Origin of the sequence: Vreelandella halophila, from assembly GCF_009856365.1 — a bacterium.
GTDB classification, from domain to species: domain Bacteria; phylum Pseudomonadota; class Gammaproteobacteria; order Pseudomonadales; family Oleiphilaceae; genus Halospina; species Halospina utahensis_B.
The window spans coordinates 138,415-163,072 of record NZ_WMEX01000004.1 but is presented as its reverse complement, the minus strand read 5'-3'; the positions used below and the strand labels follow the sequence as shown (position 1 = coordinate 163,072).

General features: G+C 58.8%; 23 protein-coding genes. 14 read left to right on the top strand and 9 right to left on the bottom strand.

From position 1 onward, the window contains the following. From GLW01_RS08410 to GLW01_RS08400, 3 genes are all read left to right on the top strand, one after another. Nucleotides 1–897 (top strand): glycosyltransferase, encoded by an 897-nt coding sequence (locus GLW01_RS08410; RefSeq protein WP_160898779.1) that lies wholly within the window; start codon nt 1–3, stop codon nt 895–897. A gap of 13 nt (nt 898–910) precedes the next feature. Next, nucleotides 911–2,134 carry a glycosyltransferase family 2 protein gene (locus GLW01_RS08405; RefSeq protein ID WP_160898778.1) on the top strand — a complete coding sequence of 408 codons (1,224 nt, stop codon included), beginning with the start codon at nt 911–913 and terminating at the stop codon, nt 2,132–2,134. Between the two features lie 125 nt (nt 2,135–2,259). Next, the gene (locus GLW01_RS08400) at nt 2,260–3,003 is read left to right on the top strand and encodes an FkbM family methyltransferase (RefSeq protein WP_160898777.1); all 744 of its coding nucleotides are present in this window, start codon (nt 2,260–2,262) and stop codon (nt 3,001–3,003) included. Between the two features lie 34 nt (nt 3,004–3,037). Here the strand turns inward: GLW01_RS08400 and GLW01_RS08395 are convergent, their stop codons facing one another. Further along, nucleotides 3,038–4,156, bottom strand: coding sequence for a hypothetical protein (locus tag GLW01_RS08395; protein ID WP_160898776.1), 1,119 nt, complete (start codon nt 4,154–4,156; stop codon nt 3,038–3,040). Between the two features lie 198 nt (nt 4,157–4,354). Between GLW01_RS08395 and GLW01_RS08390 the strand changes: the two genes are divergently transcribed. Beyond that, entirely contained in the window at nt 4,355–5,548 is a 1,194-nt protein-coding gene (locus GLW01_RS08390; protein WP_160898775.1) for a glycosyltransferase family 2 protein, read from the top strand. A gap of 4 nt (nt 5,549–5,552) precedes the next feature. Here GLW01_RS08390 and GLW01_RS08385 read toward each other — a convergent pair whose 3' ends face one another. Then, nucleotides 5,553–6,383, bottom strand: coding sequence for a sulfotransferase domain-containing protein (locus tag GLW01_RS08385; RefSeq protein WP_160898774.1), 831 nt, complete (start codon nt 6,381–6,383; stop codon nt 5,553–5,555). A 234-nt stretch (nt 6,384–6,617) separates the two neighbouring features. Between GLW01_RS08385 and GLW01_RS08380 the strand changes: the two genes are divergently transcribed. Together GLW01_RS08380 and GLW01_RS08375 are read left to right on the top strand one after the other, a co-directional pair. Beyond that, nucleotides 6,618–7,529 carry a glycosyltransferase family 2 protein gene (locus GLW01_RS08380; protein ID WP_160898773.1) on the top strand — a complete coding sequence of 304 codons (912 nt, stop codon included), beginning with the start codon at nt 6,618–6,620 and terminating at the stop codon, nt 7,527–7,529. Between the two features lie 42 nt (nt 7,530–7,571). After that, nucleotides 7,572–9,116, top strand: coding sequence for an exosortase/archaeosortase family protein (locus tag GLW01_RS08375; protein ID WP_160898772.1), 1,545 nt, complete (start codon nt 7,572–7,574; stop codon nt 9,114–9,116). Nucleotides 9,117–9,173: 57 nt separating this feature from the next. Here the strand turns inward: GLW01_RS08375 and GLW01_RS08370 are convergent, their stop codons facing one another. Next, nucleotides 9,174–9,527 (bottom strand): hypothetical protein, encoded by a 354-nt coding sequence (locus GLW01_RS08370; RefSeq protein WP_160898771.1) that lies wholly within the window; start codon nt 9,525–9,527, stop codon nt 9,174–9,176. A gap of 5 nt (nt 9,528–9,532) precedes the next feature. Then, nucleotides 9,533–10,537: a hypothetical protein gene (locus GLW01_RS08365; RefSeq protein ID WP_160898770.1), complete on the bottom strand. Its 1,005-nt coding sequence runs from the start codon at nt 10,535–10,537 to the stop codon at nt 9,533–9,535. 180 nt (nt 10,538–10,717) lie between these two features. Here GLW01_RS08365 and msrB point away from each other — a divergent pair, with 180 nt between their 5' ends. Both msrB and msrA read left to right on the top strand, forming a co-directional pair. Next, nucleotides 10,718–11,257: a peptide-methionine (R)-S-oxide reductase MsrB gene (gene msrB / locus GLW01_RS08360; protein WP_160898769.1), complete on the top strand. Its 540-nt coding sequence runs from the start codon at nt 10,718–10,720 to the stop codon at nt 11,255–11,257. 2 nt (nt 11,258–11,259) lie between these two features. Further along, the gene (gene msrA, locus GLW01_RS08355; protein WP_160898768.1) at nt 11,260–11,844 is read left to right on the top strand and encodes a peptide-methionine (S)-S-oxide reductase MsrA; all 585 of its coding nucleotides are present in this window, start codon (nt 11,260–11,262) and stop codon (nt 11,842–11,844) included. Here msrA and GLW01_RS08350 read toward each other — a convergent pair. Then, entirely contained in the window at nt 11,841–12,773 is a 933-nt protein-coding gene (locus GLW01_RS08350; protein WP_151439479.1) for a DMT family transporter, read from the bottom strand. The two genes, msrA and GLW01_RS08350, sit on opposite strands and share 4 nt — an antisense overlap. Nucleotides 12,774–12,869: 96 nt before the next feature. Between GLW01_RS08350 and GLW01_RS08345 the strand changes: the two genes are divergently transcribed. Continuing rightward, nucleotides 12,870–13,250 (top strand): PilZ domain-containing protein, encoded by a 381-nt coding sequence (locus tag GLW01_RS08345; protein WP_151439480.1) that lies wholly within the window; start codon nt 12,870–12,872, stop codon nt 13,248–13,250. 16 nt (nt 13,251–13,266) lie between these two features. On the opposite strand, the gene GLW01_RS08340 is transcribed toward GLW01_RS08345, so the two are convergent. From GLW01_RS08340 to GLW01_RS08330, 3 genes are all read right to left on the bottom strand, one after another. Further along, nucleotides 13,267–15,099, bottom strand: coding sequence for a putative bifunctional diguanylate cyclase/phosphodiesterase (locus GLW01_RS08340; protein WP_160898767.1), 1,833 nt, complete (start codon nt 15,097–15,099; stop codon nt 13,267–13,269). A 214-nt stretch (nt 15,100–15,313) separates the two neighbouring features. After that, on the bottom strand, nt 15,314–15,811 hold the full coding sequence (locus GLW01_RS08335; RefSeq protein ID WP_202405633.1) for a helix-hairpin-helix domain-containing protein: 498 nt from the start codon (nt 15,809–15,811) through the stop codon (nt 15,314–15,316). A 75-nt stretch (nt 15,812–15,886) separates the two neighbouring features. Then, nucleotides 15,887–17,416, bottom strand: a complete 1,530-nt coding sequence (locus tag GLW01_RS08330) for a bifunctional GNAT family N-acetyltransferase/carbon-nitrogen hydrolase family protein (protein ID WP_160898766.1) — start codon at nt 17,414–17,416, stop codon at nt 15,887–15,889. 134 nt (nt 17,417–17,550) lie between these two features. On the opposite strand from GLW01_RS08330, the gene GLW01_RS08325 reads away from it, so the two are divergent. Together GLW01_RS08325 and GLW01_RS08320 are read left to right on the top strand one after the other, a co-directional pair. Beyond that, nucleotides 17,551–19,437, top strand: a complete 1,887-nt coding sequence (locus GLW01_RS08325; RefSeq protein ID WP_160898765.1) for a methyl-accepting chemotaxis protein — start codon at nt 17,551–17,553, stop codon at nt 19,435–19,437. 13 nt (nt 19,438–19,450) lie between these two features. After that, nucleotides 19,451–19,987 carry a YiiD C-terminal domain-containing protein gene (locus tag GLW01_RS08320; protein WP_151439485.1) on the top strand — a complete coding sequence of 179 codons (537 nt, stop codon included), beginning with the start codon at nt 19,451–19,453 and terminating at the stop codon, nt 19,985–19,987. A 6-nt stretch (nt 19,988–19,993) separates the two neighbouring features. Here GLW01_RS08320 and GLW01_RS08315 read toward each other — a convergent pair whose 3' ends face one another. Beyond that, nucleotides 19,994–22,000, bottom strand: a complete 2,007-nt coding sequence (locus tag GLW01_RS08315; protein ID WP_160898764.1) for a transglycosylase SLT domain-containing protein — start codon at nt 21,998–22,000, stop codon at nt 19,994–19,996. Nucleotides 22,001–22,426: 426 nt separating this feature from the next. Between GLW01_RS08315 and GLW01_RS08310 the strand changes: the two genes are divergently transcribed. From GLW01_RS08310 to GLW01_RS08300, 3 genes are read left to right on the top strand one after another with little or no spacing between them, the layout of a single operon-like run. Then, nucleotides 22,427–22,642, top strand: a complete 216-nt coding sequence (locus GLW01_RS08310; RefSeq protein ID WP_095616915.1) for a helix-turn-helix domain-containing protein — start codon at nt 22,427–22,429, stop codon at nt 22,640–22,642. A 56-nt stretch (nt 22,643–22,698) separates the two neighbouring features. Continuing rightward, nucleotides 22,699–23,892: a 1-acyl-sn-glycerol-3-phosphate acyltransferase gene (locus tag GLW01_RS08305; protein WP_151439493.1), complete on the top strand. Its 1,194-nt coding sequence runs from the start codon at nt 22,699–22,701 to the stop codon at nt 23,890–23,892. Beyond that, a complete protein-coding gene (locus GLW01_RS08300; RefSeq protein ID WP_160898763.1) occupies nt 23,889–24,641 on the top strand; it encodes an SDR family oxidoreductase in 753 nt (250 codons plus the stop codon). Before GLW01_RS08305 ends, GLW01_RS08300 begins: the two co-directional genes overlap by 4 nt. Nucleotides 24,642–24,658: the final 17 nt, after the last annotated feature.

Here is a 24,658-nt window from a genome sequence, read left to right as displayed (position 1 = left end):
GTGGTGGCAGCCCGTCCACTCATCAGTATCGTGACTCCGGCCTATAACCGGGCCGATTATCTGCCGGTGGCCATCGACAGCGTGCTGGCACAGACTTATGCCAATTTCGAGCACCTGATCGTGGACGACGGCTCTACGGATAACACATCAGGTGTGGTCAGTTCCTATGAAGATGAACGCATCCGGTACTTCCGCCAGGAGAACCAGGGGCAGAGCGTTGCGCGGAACCTTGGTATCGAGCACAGTCGCGGCGAGTTCATTTGCTTCCTGGACTCTGACGATGCCTGGCTACCGGAGAAACTGCGGCAGCAGGTTGAAGTCTTCGAGCGTCACCCCGAAGCTGGGGTCGTCTATGGCGACTACATCTTCGTCGATGCGTTGGACAATCAGCTCCCGCTGAGCAACATGCGGCGGCGCAGCGGCTGGATCACGGAGCAACTGTTGGGTGATAACTTCGTGAGCATGAACACCACCATGGCGCGCGCGGAGCTGTTGCATCGGGTGGGCGGGTTCGACCCCACAGACCGTCATGCGGAGGACTACGGTCTCTGGCTGCATGTCTCGCTCCATGCCCCCTTCGTTTACGTCCCCGAGTGCTGGGCCTATTACCGGATCATGGAAAACCAGATCTCCAGCGACAAGCTGACCCGCCTGGATGCCAACGAGTCCCTGATTCACTCATTTGTTCACGAACACGCCGATCAACTGGATGCCCGGCAGGTGCGCGACGCGCTATCGCGCTTCTACGGGCGCAAGGGGCGTCATGAGGCTAGCGATGGCCGGCGCTGGGTAGCTCTTGTTTCAGGGATGCGCGCTGTACGCTATGGTCCTGAGCTAACGGGGGCGTGGCGGTCATTCCTGCGCATTCTGTTTGATGTCGTCCGTGGAAACGGGTAGAACCCGGAACAGCATGTCCAATCCATCAATAAGTGTGATCATCCCCACATTTAATCGCGCCGGCTACCTGGAACAAGCGCTGCACCGTTTTCTGCAGCAATCTGTGGTGCTGGATGAGATCATCGTTGTAGATGACGGTTCTACGGACGGGACGCGTGACGTACTGGATAAGTGGTCATCGAGCGTCGTTGCTCTGTATCAGGAAAACGCCGGTAGGCCCAGAGCAATGAATACCGCGTTGCAATACGCGACGGGGGATTACCTTTGGTTCTTTGATGATGATCTGCCATTCAATGATGCGCTTGAGCGGCATTTGGAAGCGCTTTCATCAGACCCCGGCGCTGGTTTTACGTACAGCCCCCCTTATATTTCCGACACGGACGAGCAAGGCCGGATAAAACCACGTCATGCGTCAAGGCTCCCGGACTTTGAAAGGGATTACCATCTGCTTCAGGTCATGTTTCGCATCTTTTGTCTGCTACAAGGCTCGCTTCTTCGTGCGAGCGTGATTTCGGATATTGGTGAGTTCAGGGAGGACCTGATCCGTAATATGGATGTCGATTACGCCATTCGAGTAGCGAGGCGGTACCGGGGAGCGAGAATTGAAAATCCAACCTTCTATTTACGTAAACATGAGGGCGCTCGGGGGACAGCTAATCAGCGCTTTGATGTGCGTGATAAAGAACGTCATTGGTTCATGGCGGACCAGCTGATATATCCTTATTTCTATGAAACCATGAACCTAGAGGAGTATGTCCCTGCCTCGGCGAAAAGCGATCTCAAACAGGAAGAATGTGACAGCCTGGCCCGGCTGATACGCGCGAATATCATGGCGCGTCGAGGCCTGTGGCAATATGTGTACTCCGATCTTGAGTCCCTGCCCAGCGATATTGGCCCAAGGGTACGTAACAATCCGGCGCTGCGCTTTTGTTTGGCACACCCATGGGTTCGCCCCCATGGGGCTGCGGCACTTGCAGGTGACAGGTCAACGGTTCGGGCGCTGCGGCGTCTTATTAAAGAAAAGTCGCTCGAAAGTATGGCGAGCCAGTGGGTAAGGTCGATGTATTACAGTTTGCGGAAGTCGTCGATTACACAATCCCAAATAGCGTACGCCAAACTATTAATGACCGTCTTGTCCCTCGTCAGTGTTCCGCAGGGGCTGCGCTTAGGTGGGCGACGAGCGGCAGGTTTCTTTCGAACAACGCTCGGTTGCGCTTCGCGGCGCAATGGCCGTTGAAAAGCCAGTAATAGGGTCTGCTGCTTGCTAAAGCCGATGAGGGTACCGGCGGCGGCTCTCCTACCTCTACCCAGCCACACCAAAGTACTGCAGTTATCACCTTAACTCAAAAAGGTAATTAAATCATGGCACTACGAAAGGTACTTCGTAATTCTTTCTTTTTAATAGCAAGAAAGTTAGGAGTTGTAGCTATTCCCGAATGGCGGTTAGACTCATATTTTCTTGCAATGAGGATCAGAAAAATAATCTCTGAGTATAAAATTGACTGCATTTTCGATGTTGGCGCAAATATTGGTCAATATCGCGATTTTTTGAGAACAAATGTAGGCTATGATGGTTTAATTATTTCCTTTGAACCAGATCCTCAAAATCTTGAAACACTTCATGAGGCGCAGAAAAAAGACGAAAAATGGATCGTTTATGGCTACGCCCTTGGCAAGGATAGAAAACCGCTTGACTTTCATATAATGAAAAAAAGTGTTTTCAATTCATTTCTTGAGCCTGATAGTTCGGAGACAGAAGCATTTAAGAATAACTCAGTAATAAAGACAATAAGACTTGAAACAAAAAGGCTCGATGAGGTAATCAAAGATATAAAAAAAACACACACATTTAACAATGTATTTTTGAAACTCGATACGCAGGGGTTTGATCTGGAAGTGTTCGATGGAGCATCTGGGTGCCTTAATCTGATTCATGGGGTTCAAACTGAAGTATCGGTCATGCCGATATACAAAAATATGCCAGCTTTTGAGGATTCTCTCCAAGCATTCAAGTCAAAAGGCTTTGAAGTAAGCGGGTTATATTCGTTAAGTGAATCAAGGTTTCCGCACGCTATTGAGTTTGATTGCATTTATCTACCCAAGTGAGTGCGTTAGACACCGTAGCTCTTAACCCAAAAGATCAGGGGTTACGCGCCCTTTGACGACGATCCCAGGCAGATAAAAAACCATCCGCGATGAGTGCGAGGCGCCGCTTGAACGTGCGCCGGTTTCCTAGCGGATTACCCTCCACATCGTAGCCCCGCGTATAAAGGTTACCTCGGAGGAATCTGCGAAAGAGCCTATAGCCGTGTGAAAGTAGGGACCGGATATAACGGTGCCACAAAGAACGGGCGCACCAGTCGTTGTATCCGGAAAGAGCAGTGCTTTCAAGGAAGGCGATCCAGGTGTCCTCAATGTGCTGAACATCAACGGTTGCGCCGAGTTGTTCGGCACGCAGACGTAAACGGTCGTACAAGCCGGGTGTTTCCTTGATAACTCTTATGCGATCCAGTAATTCTTCGGCATTGATGACGTGAATGAAATCGTCTTCTGATTGTCGGTAGTGATGGAAAGCGGGTTCAGAACCGACGAAGGCTAGACACCCAGCGCGCCAGGCGTTGAACAGCTTCGCAGGCGGCTTGCCGGCCAGGAAATAGGGAAGGCCGTCCCGGACGGCGATAACAGCGTCGATGTCCGAGTAATCGTGCCATTGCTCTCGTTCCTCCTGGATGACGAGCTCGACGCCCAGAGCCTGGAGTTGTTCGGCAAACTCCGGGGTGCGAAAGCAGGCCGCCAGATTCTTTCTCGGTCCAAAGAAGCCAAGGCGCTCAAACCTGTCACCGCGTTCAGGATCTCGTGGGATCAGTGCCGGCTGTGGCCAGTGCGGGAGATAGTAAACACCCGGCGCGTCGACGACGGCAGGGCTCTGGACGACTTCCAGGTCTGAGATGAAGGTCCGCTCCCGATCGGCACGAATGGCGACGTTAAATGATCGCCATACCCCTGGGGCGCTGGCAATATCGTCTCGATGAGCGATACAGAGTGCGCCGGGAACAAAATGATCAATAAGCTTCACCGGATAGTCACGGCTACGCAATCGCGTGTAGGTACTGATAACCCAGGCATCCCGACCGTTGCGGCAGCCAAGAAGCACTTGATCGAGCCCGTGGCGCTCAATCTGTTGGTCCAGGTCCTGCCAGTCCGACAGGCCTCGATGTACAAAGTATACGAGCTGCTCCCGCCATGGATTCTCAGTCATCCTCAGCTCTATTCCTTGGCTCATAGTATCCGTTGCATGGACCTTGTAATGGGCAGCCGCTACCATGCCGATCCGGGCATAAATTAGGCGTTAATCGCCACTAACATACTTTGTCTGTGCGGTCCGTGCCAAGGGAATCAGGCCTGAACAATGCCCCCGCGCGGTTCGTCCTCCGCATGCAAACAGGGAAATGCGCTAATGAGACCTCTTGTTTCCATCGTCATGCCGGTATTCAACGTAGAGGGTATTCTGCGCGAGTGTCTGGACTCCGTACTCGCGCAAACCTTTACCGATTTCGAACTCATCTGCATTGATGATGGCTCCCAGGATGCCTCCGGCGAGATCCTTGATGCCTACGGGGCCTCGGACCAGCGGATGCGTGTGGTGCATCAGGACAATCGGGGGCAGTATCCGACTCGTAATGTGGGCCTGGAGCTGGTGCGCGGCAAGTATATGCTCTCCGTCGATTGTGACGATGTGGTCTCACCCGCATTCGTCGAGCGGCTTGTTCACCGTGCCGAGACGGATAGCGCCGATATTACCCTGGTCGGCTGGGACTACCTGAGTGGGCCTTATCGATCACCGGATGTCCGGCGTTGGAATCTTCGGAAGTGGCAGCGTGGGGATTACACTGACGGCTTCCCCCTGGCTTTCGGTTATGTCTGGATGAAACTGTACCGCGTGGAGTTTTTGCGGCGGCATGGCCTTCGGTTCCGTGAAGAGTTCTACAGCAAGGCGGACGTGATCTTCCACTGGAAGACAATGTCCCTGGCGGAACAGGTGAGCGTGGTGCCGGAGCCGCTGTATCACTACCGCGTGCACGCGAACTCGGTGACCGGCACCATCGGGCCACGGTTTATCCAGGTGATTCATGTCATGGAGGCGATAAGGGAGGATCTCCAAGAGTTGGGGGATCCCAAGGGGCTCCTGCGGGCATGGTATCCGTTTGCACTGGGGTTCATCCGTGGCGCTTACTTCCAGCTCGCCCCCGAGCACCGTCCTGCGATGAAGGAGGAACTGAGGAAGTTCCTGCAGCGCCTCGGCGGTGAGGGGCGGGCAGTACTGCGGCGACCGGGGAGTGTTCCCCGTGATGTGCGCTATTTCTACCGCGCCCTGGAGTCTCCTGGTAACGCCTTCTGGTTCGGGACGCTTTATGGCTGGCGCAAGGCGTTTGCCCAGGCGTTGCGCCGGGTTCTGCTGCCGAGCCCGGTGCGCCGACGCCTGCTCGCCGTGGCGCGGGCGCAGTCCTACAACCTCTCAACTTCCTCTATTCATGACCTCAGGGATTCTGTTGATGAGCTCAACGAGACGGTGGATCGTCTGGCGGCGGAGAATTATCGACTTCGCCAGGGTGCTGGTGAGCAATCCGTAGAGAGTGTAGCGTCTCGTTAGCGGGTTACCAGGGCAGTTCCCGGTCGAGAAGATGGGCTAAACGTTCGTTGTGGGGCGCGTAGTAGCGACGTAGTTCTTCCATTTCGTCCTCGGAGACCGGGATGTCCCAGAATCGGCTTTGCTTGACCACCTCCGGAACGTATTTGCGGGCCATATGCTGCAGCCGTCCCGGGAGCCGTGAGAGACGGTAATCGAAGGGGGATCGGCGCTTGTTGTAGCGCGCGTCCATATGTTCCGGCTGGAAGTTGTCGTCAACACCAATGTGGCGGAAAACGTTGGAGAGAGTGTCGACGCGCGCGTCGCCGGTGAGATCGTCCTCGTAGATCAGGATCTGGAAACGCTCCCTCGGGAAATACCTGAACCAGCGTTCCAGGTGTTCAGCGTAGTGGCCCATGGAGCGGATGCCCCACTGGTCGCCCACCTCGCTGATGCGTCGATTGGGGCTAACGCGGTTGGCACCGATGTGGTGGAAGTACGAGGAGACAGCACGGCTCACCGGATCCCGCAGGATGACGATGAGCTGGACGTCCGGAAAATGCTCGGCCACTCGGGCCGGGACGTCCGGCGTTGCCTCGAATCCGCGTGCCTCGCTGTGCGCGTCCCGTACCCATAGATAGTCCGGTGTGAACTCGCCGACCGCCCTGGTTTGTTCCTCACATTGGAAATGGGCCAGGTACCAGTCAAGGCCCTTGTGGTAGTGGCGATTGAAAAAATGCGGCTCCTTGGGGTCCGCGCAGCAGACCTCAGGGTGCTGTTCTACCATGCGGTAGAGCCACGATGTTCCGGCCTTCTGTATGCCGATGCACAGGAATGTCGGTTGGGCGCTTGAACTCATGTTGTCGTTTTGGTCTGAAGGAGTTAAGGATTTCCAACGATGCCTGTGATCGGCCTTCGTCCCAGCTGATTCGCAGCTGGGATCCTAACACGGCCCCTCAAAGGTAACCAGCGCCCCGGCTGGCCCTGCAGTGCGCCGCGAAACCTCTTCTTGCGAGGGGCCCGGCAAGCTCATTGCGGGATAGTGTGGTTCATGAAATAGTCAGGGCAGTAGAATGCCTAGTGGAGTTGACCGATGAGCGGTGATCGCCAGGGTGGTGAAAAACCTCTTGTCAGCCTTATCCTGGTCACGGCGAACAGGGCTGAATGGTTGGGCGACGTACTGGATGCCATTCAGGCGCAACAGGAAGACCGTTGGGAACTGATAGCGGTGGACTGCGGATCCCAGGACGCTACCCTCGAGGTGCTTGAGGCGCGCGCTGCTGGCGATTTCCGTGTCCGGGTACAGTCCATTAAGGAGACGGATAAGGCCATTGGGCGGCGCCAGGCGCTCAGTAAGGCCAGGGGGCAGTACCTGGCATTTCCGGACCCCAACAGTCTCTGGTCTCCTGGTTTTCTGACCCAACTTTGCAAGAAGCTCGACCAGAGCCCTGAAAAGACGGGAATAACCTGTGCGCCATCGGATATACTTGGAAGCGGGGACGAGGTATGTTGGACGCTTCCCGGGGATGCCCGACACCAAACCATGGTTCAGGATCTGTTCGAGAAGCCACAGCTTGTGCTTTCAGCGTTACTGATCCGCCGTAAGGTTTTAAAGCCTCTGGAAAAAACCGGGATGCGGTTCTGGCTTGCTAACGACCATGCGTTATTGATCTGGCTGACGTGCAAAACAGCCATTCAGCCGTGTGGCGGGACATCTCTGGTCAATATCCGGCCCATCGAAGGTCAATATCCGGCCTGTCTTGACCCTGTTTCTGAAGCTCGGGGAGAGGCTCTGGAATATGCCCTGGAAAACCTCCCCGGGGTGGTCCCCTCACGCTTTGCGCGCCGCTGTCTGGCAGGCTTTTACCGGGGGCGCTCGGTTTCCATTGTGGTGAATGGAGGCACGGGGGATGCCTTGGGTTGTGCTTTACGGGCGTTAATGTACCGGCCTCTGTGGCCCCGGGCATGGAAACAGCTTCTATCTATTGTCGTGAGAGGCCACTGAGCGCAGAATCCGGTTAACCATTACCCGCATGGAATGACGCACATGGAAGGTACCCCAAGCAGCTCCGGCCGCTTGAATCGTTTGGCCCCGGCGCTGATGCTTCTGGCATTGCTTGGCAGCACGGCCGGCACCTGGTGGCTGACCCTGGATCGCTGGATGAAGCTTGATGAATCCTATTCCCATGGGTTCCTTCTTCTGGTGGTTTCTCTGTTCCTTACGTGGCAGGCGTGGCACCGGGAGCGCCCTGTAGTCGGCTTTTACCCACTCTGGCTGGTTCCTTTTGTTCTGGGGCTGGCAGGGTACGCAATTGGGGATCTGCTCGGGGTTCAGGCACTGCGTCAGCTTGCGCTGGTTCCATTGATTCTCGTGGGCCTGGCGGTTCTCTGGGGCTGGCGCCAACTTGTGCCTTTCCTGATTCCCATAGGCATTCTGTTCTTTGCGATGCCGGTCTGGGATTTCATCAGCTGGCCGCTGCAGCTCATGACAACCTCCGTGAACCAGCTTCTTCTGGGCGCCTACGGGGTCGATTTCGAGGTGGAAGGCGTTTTCGTCTATCTCATCGGTATTGGTGCCTTCGAGATTGCCAATGGCTGCTCCGGGCTGCGGTATCTGCTGGTGGGGATGACACTGAGCTCGCTTTACGGCCACCTGAACCTCCAGCGCTGGTCCAGCCGCATTCTGCTCCTGGTTGTTGGCGTTGCCTTTTCGTTGATGGCGAACTGGATCCGCGTCTTCATCATCATCCTGGCGGGCTACCTGACGGACATGGAGACCAGCCTGATCGAGGATCATGATGCCTTCGGCTGGTGGGTGTTCGCAGGCACGCTGGTGCCGCTGTTCTTCATTGCGCGCCTGATCGAGGGCAGGGCGGGTGAGCGCGAGACCCCGGCTGACAGCGGTGATCGCGTTCCAGCCCAGCCGCTTCACCGAAACAGTGATCGTTGGGCTATGGGCGTTACTGTGGCGCTGCCCCTGGTCATGGTGCTGTTCTTCTCCAGCAGCCAGGCCCAGGTCGAGACGCGGATGCAGACCTATTCGCTGGACCCGCTATCCTCCGAGAGCTGGGCCCCTCTGTTCCAGCGGCAACTGGTCGATTGGCGCCCGCATATGAAGGGGACGGATCGCTCCCTGGAGAAAACCTTCTTCCGCAAGGACAGCGGTGACCCGGGTGAAGACCGTGTGACGGGGTTTGTGGGGCTCTATACCTACAACCCCCAGCGGGGTGGGCATGAGGCCGTTATGTACGGGAATCGGCTGTACGACCGGGCGAACTGGCTTCCGGACGAGACCTTCGCCGTGGATACCGGCGACGGCATCCAGTGGCAGGGCCTGACGCTGAGGCGGCGTGCTTCCGAACAGCGGTTGCACCTGGCCTACAGCTACTATGTGGAGAGCTTCTGGGAGACCGACGAGATCCGCGCCAAACTGTCGCAACTGCTCGGCACCTTCAATGCCCGCTCGGACGGGTCACTGATGGTCGTGGGGATTCACTGCGGCGAGTGCGATGGCCAGGCTACAGTTTCGGAACTGGCCGCAGAGCTGCGGCCGGATCTTCAGGCGGCTGTTGATCAATTTTCCGTCGAATAACGAGGCTTGGGTCCGTCGTTCACACCGAAATCCAAACCCAAGGTATATTGGCGGGCGCTAACCAATACCAAATATCAAGCTTATCACCCCAATCCCAACCATCGAGTACGATGAGAGCATCAAAACCCACGCCAGAAAGTAATCCCAGGGGGTTGTGTAGCGTTTGACGTCAGCTGTATTCAGGAAGCTGTCATCCTCGTCATTAAAGACCCTGTCGGGCAATGCGATAGTCCAGGAATACCAGAATGCTCTCCCTCCGAGGCCATCCCATAAGCAGGGCCTTGCTTTCCCTTCTTCCATGATTCTCTTCTCAATTCTCCATACTGAAAAGACAAGAAATACAAACCAGGTGACGGTTGCGGTCGCGAGAGTGGCGACGAAAACCAGGGAAAAGATAAGATCGAAGTTCATCCGTTTTATTCCTTGAACATCCAGTCCCAAGCCCGTCCTGCCATGCTCTGGGCTTTCTCATCCATTTGCGTGGCCAACAGTGCGCCAGTGATAATCGTAGAACCGATCAGAATCAACCAGCCACCGGGAGTGGCGGCTAGACCGATGCGTAACAGGCCATGCTTGACCAGACGACCAGTCGCAAAGCCGGTGACACCCGCGCCGCTCATCCCTGCCGTCTGAACCGCCAATTCTCTTTGCCAGTCTTCTCCCGTCTGATACTTCGAATGTACTTGATGGATACGCATTCCTCCATCAAGAACCGCGACTCCTCTTCCTGCAAACCTCAAAGCTCCTGAAAACCGGCTAACAGCTTTCCCTTGCTCCAGGTCGGCCACATTGATTCGTCTTCCTTTGGGTTGTTCCGCCAAGGTCTGGCCACGCTTCGCGCTCGTAAGTGCAGACCCCTTGTTTTTACCTCGGTGGCTTTCGGGGATCAGGGTATTCAACTCCTGTCGAAATTTTGTGTTCAGTTGTTCGTAAGCCTTATTGAGATTATTGCGCAGTTTTGCCTTCTGGGCGGCGTCCTTGGTCACAGAACGGGCAAACTTGTTAAGGGCAATCAAGGCCTTCTGGTAATCCCTTAACGCACCCTTGAAGCTCTCAGCTCGACCAACCGCTACTGCTGCGCTTGAGCTCAGCAGGCTATTGGCTTCCTGCCCCAGCTCCCATAGATCAACACCGTCCAGAAACTTCTCATGAAAACGGGCCAGTGTGACCGTATCCTGTCCGAACTGGGCCGTACATTCAGCCAGATAGGTTCGTTGTTGAGGTGAGGGCCTGTTCAGGATGCGGGAAACGGCGCGGCTTGAGCTGAGACCATCCAAGCTTACATCGTAGGCGAAGCCGGGCTTGAGGGTGTCGTTACGGTAGAGCCCATTACAGTCACCGAACGAGGCGCGGATATCCGGGTCGGAGCCACACAGTTGTGTCGCGTTCTCGGCTTTGCGGGGGAAATAGAATTCCGGCATGCACTCTCTCCTTGTGTTTGGTCCTGCCTGCCCCGAAGCTTCAGATCCCTGAATTCCCTGTGGGGCGATTTTTGGATTATTCCATCACTGGTTGTCTGCTTCAAGATATCCGCATCCGTTCATCTCAAACCGCCCTCCAGGCGTAGAATAGGGAGAGGTATCCAGCGCGCGGAGGCGATCATGAAACGCAGGCACCTGCTCTCGTCATTACTGGCCGGTGGAACGCTGTCGCTCCTGCCATGTTCATGGGCGTTCGCCCGCGACATCCGGTACTTCCACGAGGTTTCCGTTGCGGATGCGGCGCTTCAGCCTCTGGAGCACAAGGGAGAATGGTGGCGTGGCAAGGTATCGAGCGACGCCTGGCAGATCCTTTTCAGGGAGGCAACGGAGCCGGCTGGCTCAAGCCCACTGAACGGGGAGAACCGCAACGGCACCTTCGTCTGCGCGGCCTGCTACCTGCCGCTGTTCAGCTCCGAGACCAAGTACGAATCCGGCACCGGCTGGCCGAGTTTCTGGGCGGCCCATGAGAAGCACATGGGCACGAAGACCGATTACAAGGCTTTCTGGCCACGGACCGAATATCACTGCATACGTTGCGGCGGGCACCAGGGTCATATCTTCGATGATGGACCTGAGCCGACGGGAAAACGCTGGTGCAACAATGGCCTGGCGCTGACATTTGTACCGGAAGGTGAAACACTTCCGGCGTTGAGGGGGTAAGCATGCGCGTTCTGATTCCGGTGCTGCTATTGATGACCGCATTGACTGGCCATGCCCAAGAGAATACCCAGACCGCGGTATTCGCCGGCGGTTGCTTCTGGTGCATGGAGCCGCCTTACGACAAACTGGAGGGAGTGACGGAGACGACCAGTGGCTACGCGGGCGGTGATCTTGAGAACCCCAGCTACCAGCAGGTCAGCTCCGGGCGGACTGAACACCTGGAAGTCGTTCGGGTTCGATATAACCCGGATGAGGTCTCTTACGGGAAGCTGCTCGAGGTATTCTGGCGCAATATCGACCCCCTGGATGACGGCGGGCAGTTCTGTGACCGGGGTTACCAGTACACAACCGCCATTTTCACGCAGTCGGAGGCGCAGCAGGAGGCTGCACAGGCGTCAAAGCAGGAACTGGTTGAGTCCGGGCGGTTTGATCAGGAGATCGTGACGCCCGTGAGGCAACTGGAGGCGTTCTACCCGGCCGAGGACTACCACCAGAACTATTACGACAAGAACCCGATCCGTTACTGGTACTACCGCACAAGCTGCGGGCGGGACTCCAGGCTGGAGGAGCTCTGGGGCGAGGGTTAGGCGCCTCGGAGATCCCGCACCAGTGCCCGCACCGTGTGCCAGCGGTTGACCAGCAGCGCCGTGAGAATAAGTGCGCAGCCGGCGAACTGCTGCAGCACCATGGTCTCGCCAAACCATCCTGCCGCAAAGAGGGCCACCCAGACCGGTTCCATGGAGAGGATCACCACACCATGACTGTGTGCGGCCAGGCTCTGGGCCCAGGTCTGCACGAAGAACCGGGCTGCTGTCCCCACAATGGCGCTGAGCACAATCCAGAGGACCAGGTTGCCGCCGAAGTCACTGAACGTGGGCTCCCACGGTTCCAGCAGGAATGAGAGCACCAGGGTGACGAGTCCCACCATGGTTAACCCGATTGTGGTCAGGGGAAAGACGGGGAGGGCGGCACGGCGAGACTGTCGGCCTGCCGGGTTGCTGTTGGCGGCCCTGGAATTGAGCGTGAAGTAGAAGGCAAGGATCACGGCGGCGAGCAGGAAGAAGAGCTGGCCGGCTTCCGGGTTGAAACCGCCATTCAGCGAGAGCAATGCCAGCCCCGCCATGGCGACAGGCAGAGCCACCCAGGTTGTTACCGGCTGCTCCTCGGAAAACACCAGCCTTGCGATAATGGGCACGAATACCACGTTCAGGCTGATGATGAAGGCACCTTCGCCAATATGGCTGCTCAGGTGAAGCCCGGTAACCCAGCTGCTCATGCCGGCACCGAAAACAACGCCCACGCGCGCGGCCCGCAGGAGCTGCTCGCGGCTCAGGCCTGCCAGCTGCCGCCAGCCGAAGACGGCCAGAACGCCGCCGGCAAGCAGGAAACGCAGCGACAGGAACAGCAGCGGTGGCATTGCCAGAACGGCCTCGCGGGAGAACATCCAGCTGATGGCAGCCAGGAGCGCGGCTGCGACAAAGAGCAGGTCGGATTTAGCAGTATTCGAGACGGGCAAAACAGCGGCCACTTCACAGAGCGAATGGAGTGCGGACTTTACCCCCTGAGAAGCCTTGACCACAATACAGAAAGGTACTGAAAGGAGACTGCCAGGATGAACGAGCGCCGCCGTGAACAGCGCCTGCCATGGGTATCCATGGATGCCAGGATCAAGGTCCGCAAGGGGTTGATTGGATCCGCATGGGTTGATGTGGAGGTTGTGGATTACAACCGGCTGGGCATCGGGATCATCGCGGCGGACGACCTGCTGAAACCAGACAGTAAGGTACAGGTCAGCCTGCGCCTGAACACGGAAGTGGGGGAGATCACGGTGGATCAGGTGGCAGCCAGTGTTCGTCACTCCCAGACGGATGAACACGGCTACTTCTTCGGGCTGGAGTTTGAGAAAGACCCTTCCGAGGGCGTGCGTGAATCACTGCAGCGTATCGAGGGCATCCTCAACCGCCATCAGGGGCTGGCGGAGAAAGTACAGTAACCGCGGAGCCCGGGGCTCAGGCCTTGAGTTCCCGCTCGCTGTCGTCGCTGAAGTAGCGGTAGAGTTCATCGAAACTCATGGGTGAGGCGTAGCGGTAGCCCTGTACCAGTGAGCACCCGTGCATGCGCAGGAAGTACTCCTGCTGTTCCGTTTCCACGCCTTCCGCCACCACCTGCTTCTCCATCTGCTGGGCAATGCCGATGATGGTGGTGGCGATGTCCGTGTTGGGGCCGTCTTCCGGGATCTCCTTCACAAAGGTCTGTCCGATCTTGAGCATGTCGATGGGCAGCGACCGCAGCTGCCGGAGGCTGCTGAAGCCGGTTCCGAAGTCATCAATGGTGATGGTGACGCCGGTCCTGCGGATGCGCGCAAGCTGGTCCCGTGCTACCTCTGGCTCATCCGAGAGCATGCCCTCGTGAATGTCGATCTCCAGAAAGCGCGGTTCCAGGCCGGACGTACGCAGTGCAAAGTCGATCACGTTTTCCAGCCCCGGATCCCGGAACTGGCGGGCGGAAATATTGACGGCAACGCGCACGCCACGCCCGAGCAGCTGGTGCAGAAGCTTGATCTGCATGCAGGCCTGCTGCAGCACCCAGTTGCCCAGGGGCATGATCAGCCCGGTATCCTCGGCCACCGGGATGAATTCATCGGGCAGTATTTCCCCCCGCTCCGGGTGCTGCCAGCGGATCAGGGCCTCCATGGCGGTGATATCGCCGGTGTTGAGATCAACCTGGGGCTGGAAAAGCAGGAAGAATTCCTCGCGCCGCAAGCCATGGCGCAGCTCCCGCTCCAGCGTCATCAGCTGCTCGGCACGGTTATTCAGGCTCTCGGTATAGAAGTCGTACTGGTCGCGGCCCTTGTCCTTGGCGCGATACAGGGCAAGATCCGCGTTCTTCATCAGCGTGTCGGGGGTTTCACCGTCGGCTGGGGCCGTGGTGATCCCGATGCTGGTTGAGATCAGTACTTCCTGCCCCTTAAGCCGAATCGGCGCCTTCAGGCTGGCCAGCATGTTCTCGGCGATCATGGTCAGATCCTTGGTATCCGAGACATCGTGCAGGAGTATGGTGAACTCATCGCCGCCCAGTCGTGCCACGGTATCCTGGGTGCGCACACAGGACTTCAGCCGGTCCGCCACGGTGAGAAGCAGCATGTCCCCGGCGTCGTGGCCCAGGCTGTCGTTGACCTGCTTGAACTGGTCGAGGTCGAGAAAGAGCAGGGCGATCTGGGTCTGGCGGCGGGCAACGCTCTGCAGTGCCTGCTCCAGGCGGTCCTGGAACAGGCGCCGGTTCGCCAGGTTGGTCAGGCTGTCGAAGAGTGCCAGCTGCTCCATGCGTTCATGGGCCAGCTTGAGCTCGGTGATGTCCACCGCGGAGACGATGTAGTTGACGGGCTGGCCGTCATCATCGAGTACCGAGGAGGTGGTGACGGCCGTCCACAATGGTGTGCTGCCATTGGTGCGGCACAGCAGTTCACCCTTCCAGTGGGGCTGGAGGCAGTCGAGAAAGTTGGTCAGAACACCGGTTTCGGTACCGGACAGGTTCACAGTGGCACTGAGGGTGGCGACGGAGTGGCCGAGGACATCATCCCTGGAGAAGGCGGTCAGCTGGCAGAACCGGTCGTTGACGAACTCGATACGGCCCTGCGAATCCGTGATGAGGATCATGGCGCCGCTGTTCATGACGGCACTGGAGAACTTGGTCAGCGTGGTCTCACGTTCGTTCTGCTCCCTGCGCGAACGTGCGAGCCGGAAGCTGAGCACAGCCGTGGCCGCGATCAGGACCATCGTGACCACCACGGCGGTTACCGTTGCGGTCAGGGTTAGCCAGGCTGGAAGGGTTCCCAGTGCCATCAGCGCCATCCTTTGTTATTCCTTGTGCGGATGCTTCAGCTTCCACACTAGACAAGATCCTTTCTATCGTAGGGAATTACGTCACACTTGGCTTGGGATATACGAAGATTTTACGTGTTAACGCACGTTAATGGATGTATCCGATAGTAACACTTGCTCTGGTAGGGGGGAACCGGGGCCGGTAATGGCCCCGATCGCAGGCGTTGAGGCTTGTTTACAGAAGCTTTTTCGCTTCCGCCTGCCAGCTGGGGAAGCTCTTGAGCTTGCGGAACTCTTCGAGCTTCTTGCTGTCATCCGCGGAGGGATTGGCGAGCTGTTTGATGGACGTGATCCCTTTGGCCTGCATCTTCTTCGCAGTGGCCGGGCCGATGCCCTTGATCTGAGTCAGATCATCCTTGCTTGCCGTACTGGATTTCGCGGCCTTGCCGGAACCGGAGCCTGCCTTGGAAGCACTGCTGCCGGAGGTACTTTTGCCTGCAGACTGTTTCGTGCTGGAGGTGGACTTGCTTGCGGCATTCGGCTTCGTGCCGCCTGACGCACCGGACTTTTCGTTATCGGAGGGTTTGTCACTGAAGCCCGCCCGCTCCATAAGCTGTTCACGCAGGTCGTTCACCTGGTTCTGCAGCGTGTCGATCCGCTTGAGCGCATCATTGACCAGCTGCTCCACGCGCTCCACCAGCGAACTGATGCCGAGTTTCTTTTTCTTACCCATCGGTATTGCTCCCTGAATATGCCTGTGAGTCAGAGCCCTTAAAGCTCGATCAGTCTAACATTTCACCAGCGTGGGTCACCCCCGCCATTTGAGTTCGTAGAGGTCCGGCCGCCGATCCTTGAGGTTGGTGACGGAGCCCTCCGCCCGGATCACTTTCAGCTTGTCGAGATCCAGGTCCGAAAACATGATCATCTCGGTATTCGGCGTGGACTCGGACATCACCGCATCGTGGGGGAAAGCGAAGTCACTGGGCGAGAACACCGAGGACTGGGCGTACTGTACGTCCAGGCTCTCCACGCGGGGTAGGTTGCCCACGCTGCCGGTAATGACCACGTAGCACTCGTTCTCCACGGCGCGTGCCTGGGCGCAGTTGCGCACGCGCAGGTAGCTGTTCTTGGTGTCTGTCCAGAAGGGTACGAAGACAATGTCCACGCCCTGTTCCTGGGTGGCGGCGATGCGCGTCAGTTCCGGGAATTCAACGTCGTAGCAGATCTGGATCATCACGCGCCCGGCGTCGGTGTCGAACACACCCAGCTCGTTGCCGCCCTCAATAACCCAGTCCCGGCGTTCGTGGGGCGTGATGTGGATCTTGCGTTGCTCGTCGATACGCCCGTCCCGGTGGCAGAGGTAGGAGACGTTGTAGATGCGGTCGTCCTCGAACAGCGGCATGGAGCCGGCCACAATGTTGATGTTGTAGCTCACTGCCATCTGCGACATCTCGTCCCGGAACTTCTCCGTAAAGGCGGCCAGGAAACGGATGGCCTTGGTCTGGTCCGTCTGGTCCGTCAGCCCCATGAGCGAGGCGTTGAAGAACTCCGGAAAGACGGCGAAATCGCTCTTGTAGTCGGAGAGCGCATCCACGAAGTACTCCACCTGGCGCAGCACCTCGTCCACCGAATTGAATTCCCGCATCTGCCACTGCACGGCACCGAGCCGGACCTGGCTCTTGCGGCTTTCGAGCACCGAAGAGGGCGGCTCGAACATGATGTTGTTCCACTCGAGGAGTGTTGCGTACCCCTTTGATTTTTCGTCTTCTGGAATGTACTTGTGAAGGAGGCGCTTGACCTGGAAATCGTTTGAGAGCTGGAACGAGAGGATCGGGTCGTAGACCTCCTTGCGGTGCACCTGTTTGATGTACTCCGCCGGGTTCATCTCATCCGCGTACTGGCGGTAGCCGGGGATGCGTCCACCCGCGAGAATGGCGCGCATGTTGAGGCTGCGGCAGAGTTCCTTGCGAGCGTCATAGAGCCGCCGGCCAAGGCGATAGCCGCGGTAGTCCGGGTGGATGAACACATCCAGGCCATAGAGGGTGTCGCCCTCGGGGTTGTACAGGATCCGGTCATTCTTCATGACCAGGTCGTCATAGGTATGCGGGTTTGAAAAGCGCTGATAATCCACTCGGGCCGTGAGCGCGACCGCCACCAGCTTGCCGTTGTCCTCGATGCAGATCTGGCCATCCGGGAATTTTTCGATCATGTGCTTGATGGTATCCCGTGGCCAGGCGCCGCCGATGTCCTCATAGACCATATCCATGAGCTCACGCAGCTGCGGGTAATCACGCAGCTCCAGGTTGCGCGTCTGGAGGTGGAGTTCATCGTGGGCCATCAAGCTGGTTCTCCTTACTCGGTGAATCGGTACAATGCACGCCGCCCATCATAACCCAGGTTCAAGCTCAGGCGATGGTTGCCGTTAAAGACTATACTGCCCACTAATTCCCATCAGATAAGCGGAGCGCCCCCATGAAGTCGCTTTCCTTCAGCCAGAAGCTGTTGATCGTATTCGGTGCCCTGCTGGTCCTTGCCATGCTGGCCACCGCGTTTCTCAACAACACCCGCCTGAGTGCCCATACCGAGCGCAACCTCAATGCGCTCACGGAACAGGTGGTCGACCAGAGTACGGCGACCATCGCCCAGTGGCTCAACACACGGCTGAACGCGACCCGGCGCTTTGCAGAGGCGGCCGAATCCGTGACCAGCGATGAGGGCATTCGCAACCTGTCATCGACCGCAGCGGAGAGCCTCGGTCTGAAACACTTCTATGTGGGCGCCGCCGACGGCACCATGCTGATGGAGAACCGGCAGGCAGAAAGCGCGCTGCCGGACGGTTTTGATCCCTCACAGCGGCCCTGGTTCGAAAAAGCCCGCAGTGAGGGGGCCGGATTCACTGAGCCCTACGAGGACGCCGCCGGCGGCGGGCTTATCATAACCGCTACCGCTCCGGTAAACGCCGGTGACTACGAGGGCGTGGCCGGGGCCGACATCAGCATGAATGCCATCAACGATGTGCTTTCACCCGTCACCATGGCGGGTAATGGCTACGCCATGCTGGTAAGCGATGAGGGCAAGGTGCTGTATCACCCGGAATCCGACCATATCAACGCCTCGCTTTCCAGCGTATTGGGGCAGAGCGTTCCCATGGATGGGTCGCGGCACCAGGTCGAATTCAATGGTGAAAGCTACCTGGCCAGTTTCCATCCGATTTCGGAAGCCGAGGGCGTGGACTGGTACGTCGGCCTGATGGTGAACGAGAGCCAGGCCTGGGCACCGGTGATCCAGGGGCGCTGGAACGCCCTGGGGAGCACGGTTGTGGCCCTGTTAATCACACTGGGTCTGATCTACGTCAGTCTCAATGTCCTCCTCAGACCCGCCCGGCGCCTGCTCAGCGCCATGAACGAGATTGCCTCGGGTGAGGGCGATCTGACCAAGCGCCTGGAGGTTGAGAGCCGTGACGAGTTCGGGCAGCTCGCGCAAGCATTCAATGGCTTTGTTGAGAATGTGCGTGGCGTCGTTGCCGAAGCCCAGGAGAGCGCCAGCGAACTGCAGCAGCATGTGTCGTCACTGCGCAATGCCAGTGCGACCAGCCGGGACAGCGTGACGCAGCAACAGCAGGAGATTGACCAGGTGGCCACGGCCATCAACGAGATGTCGGCAGCCGTCAACGAGATCGCCCAGAACGCCCAGAGCACGGCGGATTCGGCGGGCAATGCGGACAGTGACAGCAAGGAGTCCCTGCAGACCGTCCAGTCCTCCAATGAGGCTGTTGAACGCCTGGGCCGCGAAATCGGCGAAGCGGCGCAGGTGATCGATAAGCTGGGCAATGACGTGGGCGAGATCACCGGGATTCTGGAGGTGATTGAGGGCATTGCCGAGCAGACCAACCTCCTGGCCCTGAACGCCGCGATCGAGGCGGCCCGCGCTGGCGAGGCGGGCCGCGGCTTCGCGGTAGTGGCGGACGAGGTCAGGGCGCTCGCCAAGCGCACCCAGGACAGCACCGAGCAGGTCAACAACATGATCACCCGCCTCAAGGAGGGCGCTGACAAGGCGGTGAGCGTCATGCAGGAGTCGCAGGCGGTGAGCAACATGAGCATGGAGAAGGCGCGGGATGCCATGGAAGCCCTGGAGCGGATCAGCCAGTCCATTTCCGATATCAGCGACCGGACCAGCCAGATCGCGACCGCCTCAGAGGAGCAGACCTCGGCCGTGGACGAGCTGAACAGCTCCATCACGCGTATTGCCGACCAGGGACAGGATGCGGCCGAAGCGGCCTCGGAAAACGACCGTTTGAGCAGTGAAATCAGTGAAGTCGGAAGCACACTTCATGATAAGGTAGCGCGTTTCAGGGTCTGACAGAGGACGCGTCATGAAGGTGTTCAATACGGTTGCGCCCCGGGTTCGGGGCTACTTCGGGCAGCTCGAGGAAGCCGGGCGGCCCATCCCCGGGCTGGCCCGGTTCGAGAAGAAACTGGGCTACGGCCTGCTCAACCGCCTCATTGCGGCCAGCGTGCCGTTCACCCGCCGCAATGGCTTCAGTGTGGTGGAGCTGCGTGATGGCTATCTGCGCGCGCGGTTGACCCGCAAGGGCAACCGCAACCACCTGGGCACGGTCTATGCCGGCGCCCAGTTCCTGCTTGCGGAGATTCCGTTTGGGGCCATGGCCCTGGTGGAGTTCGAGGGACGGTTGATTCCGGTTCTTAAGGATCTGCACATCTTCTACGACCAGCCGGCCCGCACGGACCTGGAGGTGGAACTGACACTGGATGCCGAACGCAAGGCCCGGATTGAGCAGGATGTAGCGGATAACGGTAAAGCCGAACTCATCATCGAACTCGACCTGAAGGACACCAGCGGGGAAGTCGTCGCACGGGCCGAGGCGAACTATCAGGTCCGCCCGGTCTGACGCCTGCTACTGCACGTCGTCGAGGCACATGCACGCCAGCTCACGCTCGGTGAGCAGGTGGCCCGGCGGCTCACCGCGCCGGTACCCGTAGATGACCGTATACGCCATGACGTTGCGCACGTACTGGCGTGTCTCATGGTAGGGCATGGTTTCGACCCAGATGTCGGACGCCAGGTCGCGGCTGTCCTCGTCAATCCACTGGCTCACCCGGTACTCGCCGGCGTTGTAGGCAGCCGTGGCAAGAATCCGGTTATTGTCGAAACGCTCCAGAAGGCTGCTCAGGTGGGCGCTGCCAAGCCGGATGTTGGCCTCCGGGTCGAGCAGGGTGGTAATGCCTTTGAAGCTGAGGCCGGCTTGCTGCGCTGTCTCACGGGCGGTTGCCGGCAGCAGCTGCAGCAGCCCGAAGGCGCCACGGTGGGACTGGGCATCCGGCTGGAATGCGCTCTCCTGGCGGGCCAGTGCATAGACCCAGTTGACGTCCAGGTTGTAATCCCGCGCCGCGCCGTGGAAGCTCTGTCGATGGGCCAGGGGGAACCGCATGCCCAGATGGTCCCAGGCGCTGGTCGCGATCGCCCCGTGAACGCCCTGTTCATGCCAGCCCCAGCCCTGAGCGATGCGTGAGGCCACAAGCACATCCCGTTTCTCCAGTTTCTCCATGGCCTGTCGCCATTCCGCGCGGGCGGCATCAAGCCGGTCCAGCCGGTACAGTTCCAGCGCCCGGCGGACGCCGGGGGTGGCCTGGACCCGTTCGATGGCCTCGCTGTTCATGGTGACGCCCTGGTGGTTCAGGGAATAGGGCTTGCCGAGCTCATCCGCTGCCATGAAGCCATAGAAGGTGCGACGATCGGAAAGCGTCTCATAGAGGGCCTGTGCTTCTGCCGGTCTGTCCATCTGGTCCAGTGCGCGAGCCTGCCAGTACTGCCATCTGGGCTTTTCCCGGAGCTCCCGGCCCATGGCACCGATACGCTCAAGCACCTTGGGCCAGTTCCGGTCCCGGAGCGCGACCCGCACCTGCCACTCGCGCAGGGCCTCATCCTCACCGTGGGACAGTGCCTGCGCGAGCCAGGTGGCCGCTTCCGGGTGGAACCGGGTTGCCAGCAGCAGTGCAAGGCGTTTCTCGATTGCCGCCACTGCACCCGGCTCGTATGGAAAACGCCCGCGGTAGAAGGGCCATATCTCCGCGGCGCGCTCTGGATCCTGGTTCACCAGTCGCCGCATGCCATAGGCAACGATCTGGCCGACGCGCTTGTCGTTACGGTTAAAATCGCGTGCTTTCCGCAGCCGCTCCGGGTTGCTGTGCACGTCCAGCAGCAGCCGGGAGAGTGGGCGGTCGTCCTGATCCAGGTAACGGCGCAGGTAGCGGGCAAGCCCGGGGTCGCCGTTGGTTACCGCAAGGTGGAACCGCGTCCAGGCAAGTTCCTGTGTAAGCCCACCGTGCTCCCGCCAGTAATCCAGCAGCGGATTGCACGCCCTGGGCAGTGAATAACCGCTTTTCCAGAGTTCCGGTACCTGGTCCATCACCAGGCTGTGCCGGCCGTCCTTGAGGTGCGCGCGCAGGGATAGGCAGCGCAGCCGGTCGCCGCCACTGGTGCCGTCATGGACCTGCCGTAGCGTTGACCACTGGCCGCTTCGCCCCAGGTGGATCAGCCACTGCCGGCGAAGTGTGTGGGCCAGGGGAATGTCGCCGTACTCCGCCATCATGGCGTCGATCTCCGCCGGTGTGGCAACGAAAAGGCGCTTACTGAGGTGTTTCAGTTCCAGATACGGTTGGAGCGGATAGTCTTCCAGCCCCTTGCTCAGCGACTCGTAAGCTTCCAGATCCAGCTTCGAAAGGGCTTTTTCCGCCTTGAGGAAGCGTTCGCGCTGTTGTTCCAGTGACGCATTGTCATCCGTTGAGCGTACAACCGGAACGGCCGGTTCACCGGAAGGCTCGGGCACTTCGAGTACCGCCTGGGTAACCGGTGCGCCGGTCAGTGCCGCTGCCGAAGCGAGAGTAAGAATGAGTCGCCGCATCCCTGATCAACCTCGTGGTGATCGACTGGTGAAACCAATGGGTAAAGGGGCTGCGTGGGACAGCGTTCCATGCATCGCAGCATTGTCTGTTATAGCAGAGCGCGGTGGGGAATGCTGGAAATCGTAATGTACATGAAGAGAAATCTTGCAATCCGGCTTCCGAGACCTCATTTAACATAATATACATTATGCGTAATAAAGGTACATGAGGCATAGCGACGGCGCAGTTAGGCGCCAGGCAAGGGATTTCCTCCGGAAACGCTTGGTACTTTCTCAGTGGAACTATTTATGGAACTATGCAATCAATTAGGGACGCAAAACAACTAGATATAAAATGCGGAAAAATCGCTGGACAGTCAGAGGATTATAGACTGTAGCGCCAAAAAGTCAGAATCGGGATAGTCTCAGCCGCATGAGAGGCGAGTCATGAAATACAACGCAAAGAAGTTCGGAAGCAATGTCCGCGAGGTCCGCAGAGCCCGCGCCATTTCCCAGGATCAGCTGGCGCTGCGTGCCGGGATCGACCGCAGCTACATGGGGAGGATTGAGCGTGGACAGGTGAACATCACCCTGGAGAAAGTCTACAGGCTTGCGGAGGCGCTGGGCTGCGACGTCCGGGAGCTCCTGCCGCTGGAGACATGACGTCGGCCTGAAAGATGGCTATCCTGCCCGTCTGAATTTGGCCAAACGGAGCGGCAATGTCCCATTCAGACGATATCCGGCCCTTTTCGGATGACGAGGTTCAGCCTGTTATCGAGCGCCTGATCAGGCAGCCTGAATTCCAGGACCTGATCGGGCGCTTCCGCGCGGAATGGCTGCACCGCTTTATGCCCGGTGTGGTTCGATTCTGGGTCCGCTGGCAGCTTCAGCGCCTGCTCGGCAGCATTGATTCCGTCGACGAACTCCAGCACCGCGTGGCGCCGCTGATCGAGCGCGGGCTGCGCAATACCACGGATGCCATCAGCTGGTCCGGTCTGGATAACCTGCGTTCGGACCAGCCCTGTCTGTTCCTGTCCAGCCACCGGGACATTGTCCTGGATCCGGCGCTGGTCAATTTCGTTCTCTATAAGAGCGGCCATGCCACAACCCGTATCGCCATTGGCGACAACCTGGTTGATGACCCCATGGTGGCGGACATGATGCGGCTCAACAAAAGCTTCATCGTCCGGCGTAACCTCTCCAATCCCCGCGAGATGCGCAATGCTTTCCTGACCCTGTCCGGCTACATCCGGGAATCGCTCGGTGATGGGCACTCCGTATGGATGGCCCAACGCGAGGGCCGCGCCAAGGACAGTATCGACGTTACGGATCCGGCGATCATCAAGATGCTCCACATGAGCCACAAGCGTGATGGCGTGAGTCTCTCGGAAGCGGTACGGGATCTCAATATTGTGCCCGTTGCCATATCCTATGAGTTTGATCCATGTGATGGTGACAAGGCACGGGAGCTTGAATCCCACTACCGCAGCGGCAGCTACAGCAAACGTCCGGGAGAGGACATGGAAAGCATCGTGCGCGGCATTACCGGTCACAAGGGGCGCGTCCATGTGGCTTTCGGCTCGCCACTCGGCGAAGGGCTCGAAAGCGCACAGAAGGTCGCGGCCGCGGTGGATGACCAGATTCTGGGGCTGTCCCGGTTCTTCCCGGTCAATTACGCCGCTGCGGAAAAGCTGGCCACCCGCAATCAGGTATCCGCCCTGCCCGACAGCGTGGAAATGCCCGAGCGGGAGGCCCTTCGCCAGGCCCATGAATGGCTGGACGGGCGACTGCGCGGCATGTCGCCGGAACAGCACCCCTGGTTTCTCGGGGTCTACGCCAATGCGCTTCTCAGGTCATCCGGCCTGGACGTCCGCCAGCTCCAGGATCCACTTGCAGAGGAGGCATCGTCATGACATCTGTGGTACTCATTACCGGAGCCAGTTCCGGGCTCGGAGAAGGCATGGCCCGCGAGTTTGCCGCCCGTGGCTGCAGTCTCGCCCTCTGTGCTCGCCGGATGGACCGTCTGGAGCAGCTCCAGGCTGACATCCAGCGGGATCATCCGGGTGTGGACGTCCGGGTTGCCACTCTGGATGTGAATGACCATGACGCCGTTTTCCAGGTATTTGATGCATTCTGCGAGCAGTTCGGGCGTATTGACCGGGTGCTGGTCAACGCCGGTATCGGCAAGGGGCAGCCACTGGGCACCGGCCGCTTCGATGCCAACCGGGAAACCGCCGAGACCGACTTCGTGGCCGCTCTGGCCCAGTTTGAGGCGGCCATGGCGATTTTCCGCCGCCAGAATCACGGCCATCTGGTGGCCGTTTCCTCGATCTCGGCAGTCCGTGGAATGCCGGGCACCATGACGGTCTATGGGGCCACCAAGGCGGGAGTGGCCTCTCTAGCTGAAGGGCTCCGGGTTGAACTGCGCAAAAAGGCCTCGCCCATCCGTGTAACCACCCTGCTCCCCGGTTATATTCTCACGGCCATCAACGAAGACGTGAAAAACGCGCCTTTCCGGGTGGATCTTGAGACAGGGTGCCGGGCCATGGTGGCGGCTATCGAGAAGGGCCGACCCGTGGCGTGCGTGCCGCCCTGGCCCTGGACCCCCATAGCTTTTCTCCTGCGCCGGCTGCCGGAATCGATACTGGCCCGTATGTTCTGACCACAGAGGACATTGCC

Excerpts from the sequence above, each read along its gene's own strand:
- GLW01_RS08405 (WP_160898778.1), top strand. The coding sequence starts at position 911 with ATGTCCAATCCATCAATAAGTGTGATCATCCCCACATTTAATCGCGCC.
- GLW01_RS08400 (WP_160898777.1), top strand. The coding sequence starts at position 2,260 with ATGGCACTACGAAAGGTACTTCGTAATTCTTTCTTTTTAATAGCAAGA.
- GLW01_RS08395 (WP_160898776.1), bottom strand. The coding sequence starts at position 4,156 with ATGACTGAGAATCCATGGCGGGAGCAGCTCGTATACTTTGTACATCGA.
- GLW01_RS08390 (WP_160898775.1), top strand. The coding sequence starts at position 4,355 with ATGAGACCTCTTGTTTCCATCGTCATGCCGGTATTCAACGTAGAGGGT.
- GLW01_RS08385 (WP_160898774.1), bottom strand. The coding sequence starts at position 6,383 with ATGAGTTCAAGCGCCCAACCGACATTCCTGTGCATCGGCATACAGAAG.
- GLW01_RS08380 (WP_160898773.1), top strand. The coding sequence starts at position 6,618 with ATGAGCGGTGATCGCCAGGGTGGTGAAAAACCTCTTGTCAGCCTTATC.
- GLW01_RS08375 (WP_160898772.1), top strand. The coding sequence starts at position 7,572 with ATGGAAGGTACCCCAAGCAGCTCCGGCCGCTTGAATCGTTTGGCCCCG.
- GLW01_RS08370 (WP_160898771.1), bottom strand. The coding sequence starts at position 9,527 with ATGAACTTCGATCTTATCTTTTCCCTGGTTTTCGTCGCCACTCTCGCG.
- GLW01_RS08365 (WP_160898770.1), bottom strand. The coding sequence starts at position 10,537 with ATGCCGGAATTCTATTTCCCCCGCAAAGCCGAGAACGCGACACAACTG.
- msrB (WP_160898769.1), top strand. The coding sequence starts at position 10,718 with ATGAAACGCAGGCACCTGCTCTCGTCATTACTGGCCGGTGGAACGCTG.
- msrA (WP_160898768.1), top strand. The coding sequence starts at position 11,260 with ATGCGCGTTCTGATTCCGGTGCTGCTATTGATGACCGCATTGACTGGC.
- GLW01_RS08345 (WP_151439480.1), top strand. The coding sequence starts at position 12,870 with ATGAACGAGCGCCGCCGTGAACAGCGCCTGCCATGGGTATCCATGGAT.
- GLW01_RS08340 (WP_160898767.1), bottom strand. The coding sequence starts at position 15,099 with ATGGCACTGGGAACCCTTCCAGCCTGGCTAACCCTGACCGCAACGGTA.
- GLW01_RS08335 (WP_202405633.1), bottom strand. The coding sequence starts at position 15,811 with ATGGGTAAGAAAAAGAAACTCGGCATCAGTTCGCTGGTGGAGCGCGTG.
- GLW01_RS08330 (WP_160898766.1), bottom strand. The coding sequence starts at position 17,416 with ATGGCCCACGATGAACTCCACCTCCAGACGCGCAACCTGGAGCTGCGT.
- GLW01_RS08325 (WP_160898765.1), top strand. The coding sequence starts at position 17,551 with ATGAAGTCGCTTTCCTTCAGCCAGAAGCTGTTGATCGTATTCGGTGCC.
- GLW01_RS08320 (WP_151439485.1), top strand. The coding sequence starts at position 19,451 with ATGAAGGTGTTCAATACGGTTGCGCCCCGGGTTCGGGGCTACTTCGGG.
- GLW01_RS08315 (WP_160898764.1), bottom strand. The coding sequence starts at position 22,000 with ATGCGGCGACTCATTCTTACTCTCGCTTCGGCAGCGGCACTGACCGGC.
- GLW01_RS08310 (WP_095616915.1), top strand. The coding sequence starts at position 22,427 with ATGAAATACAACGCAAAGAAGTTCGGAAGCAATGTCCGCGAGGTCCGC.
- GLW01_RS08305 (WP_151439493.1), top strand. The coding sequence starts at position 22,699 with ATGTCCCATTCAGACGATATCCGGCCCTTTTCGGATGACGAGGTTCAG.
- GLW01_RS08300 (WP_160898763.1), top strand. The coding sequence starts at position 23,889 with ATGACATCTGTGGTACTCATTACCGGAGCCAGTTCCGGGCTCGGAGAA.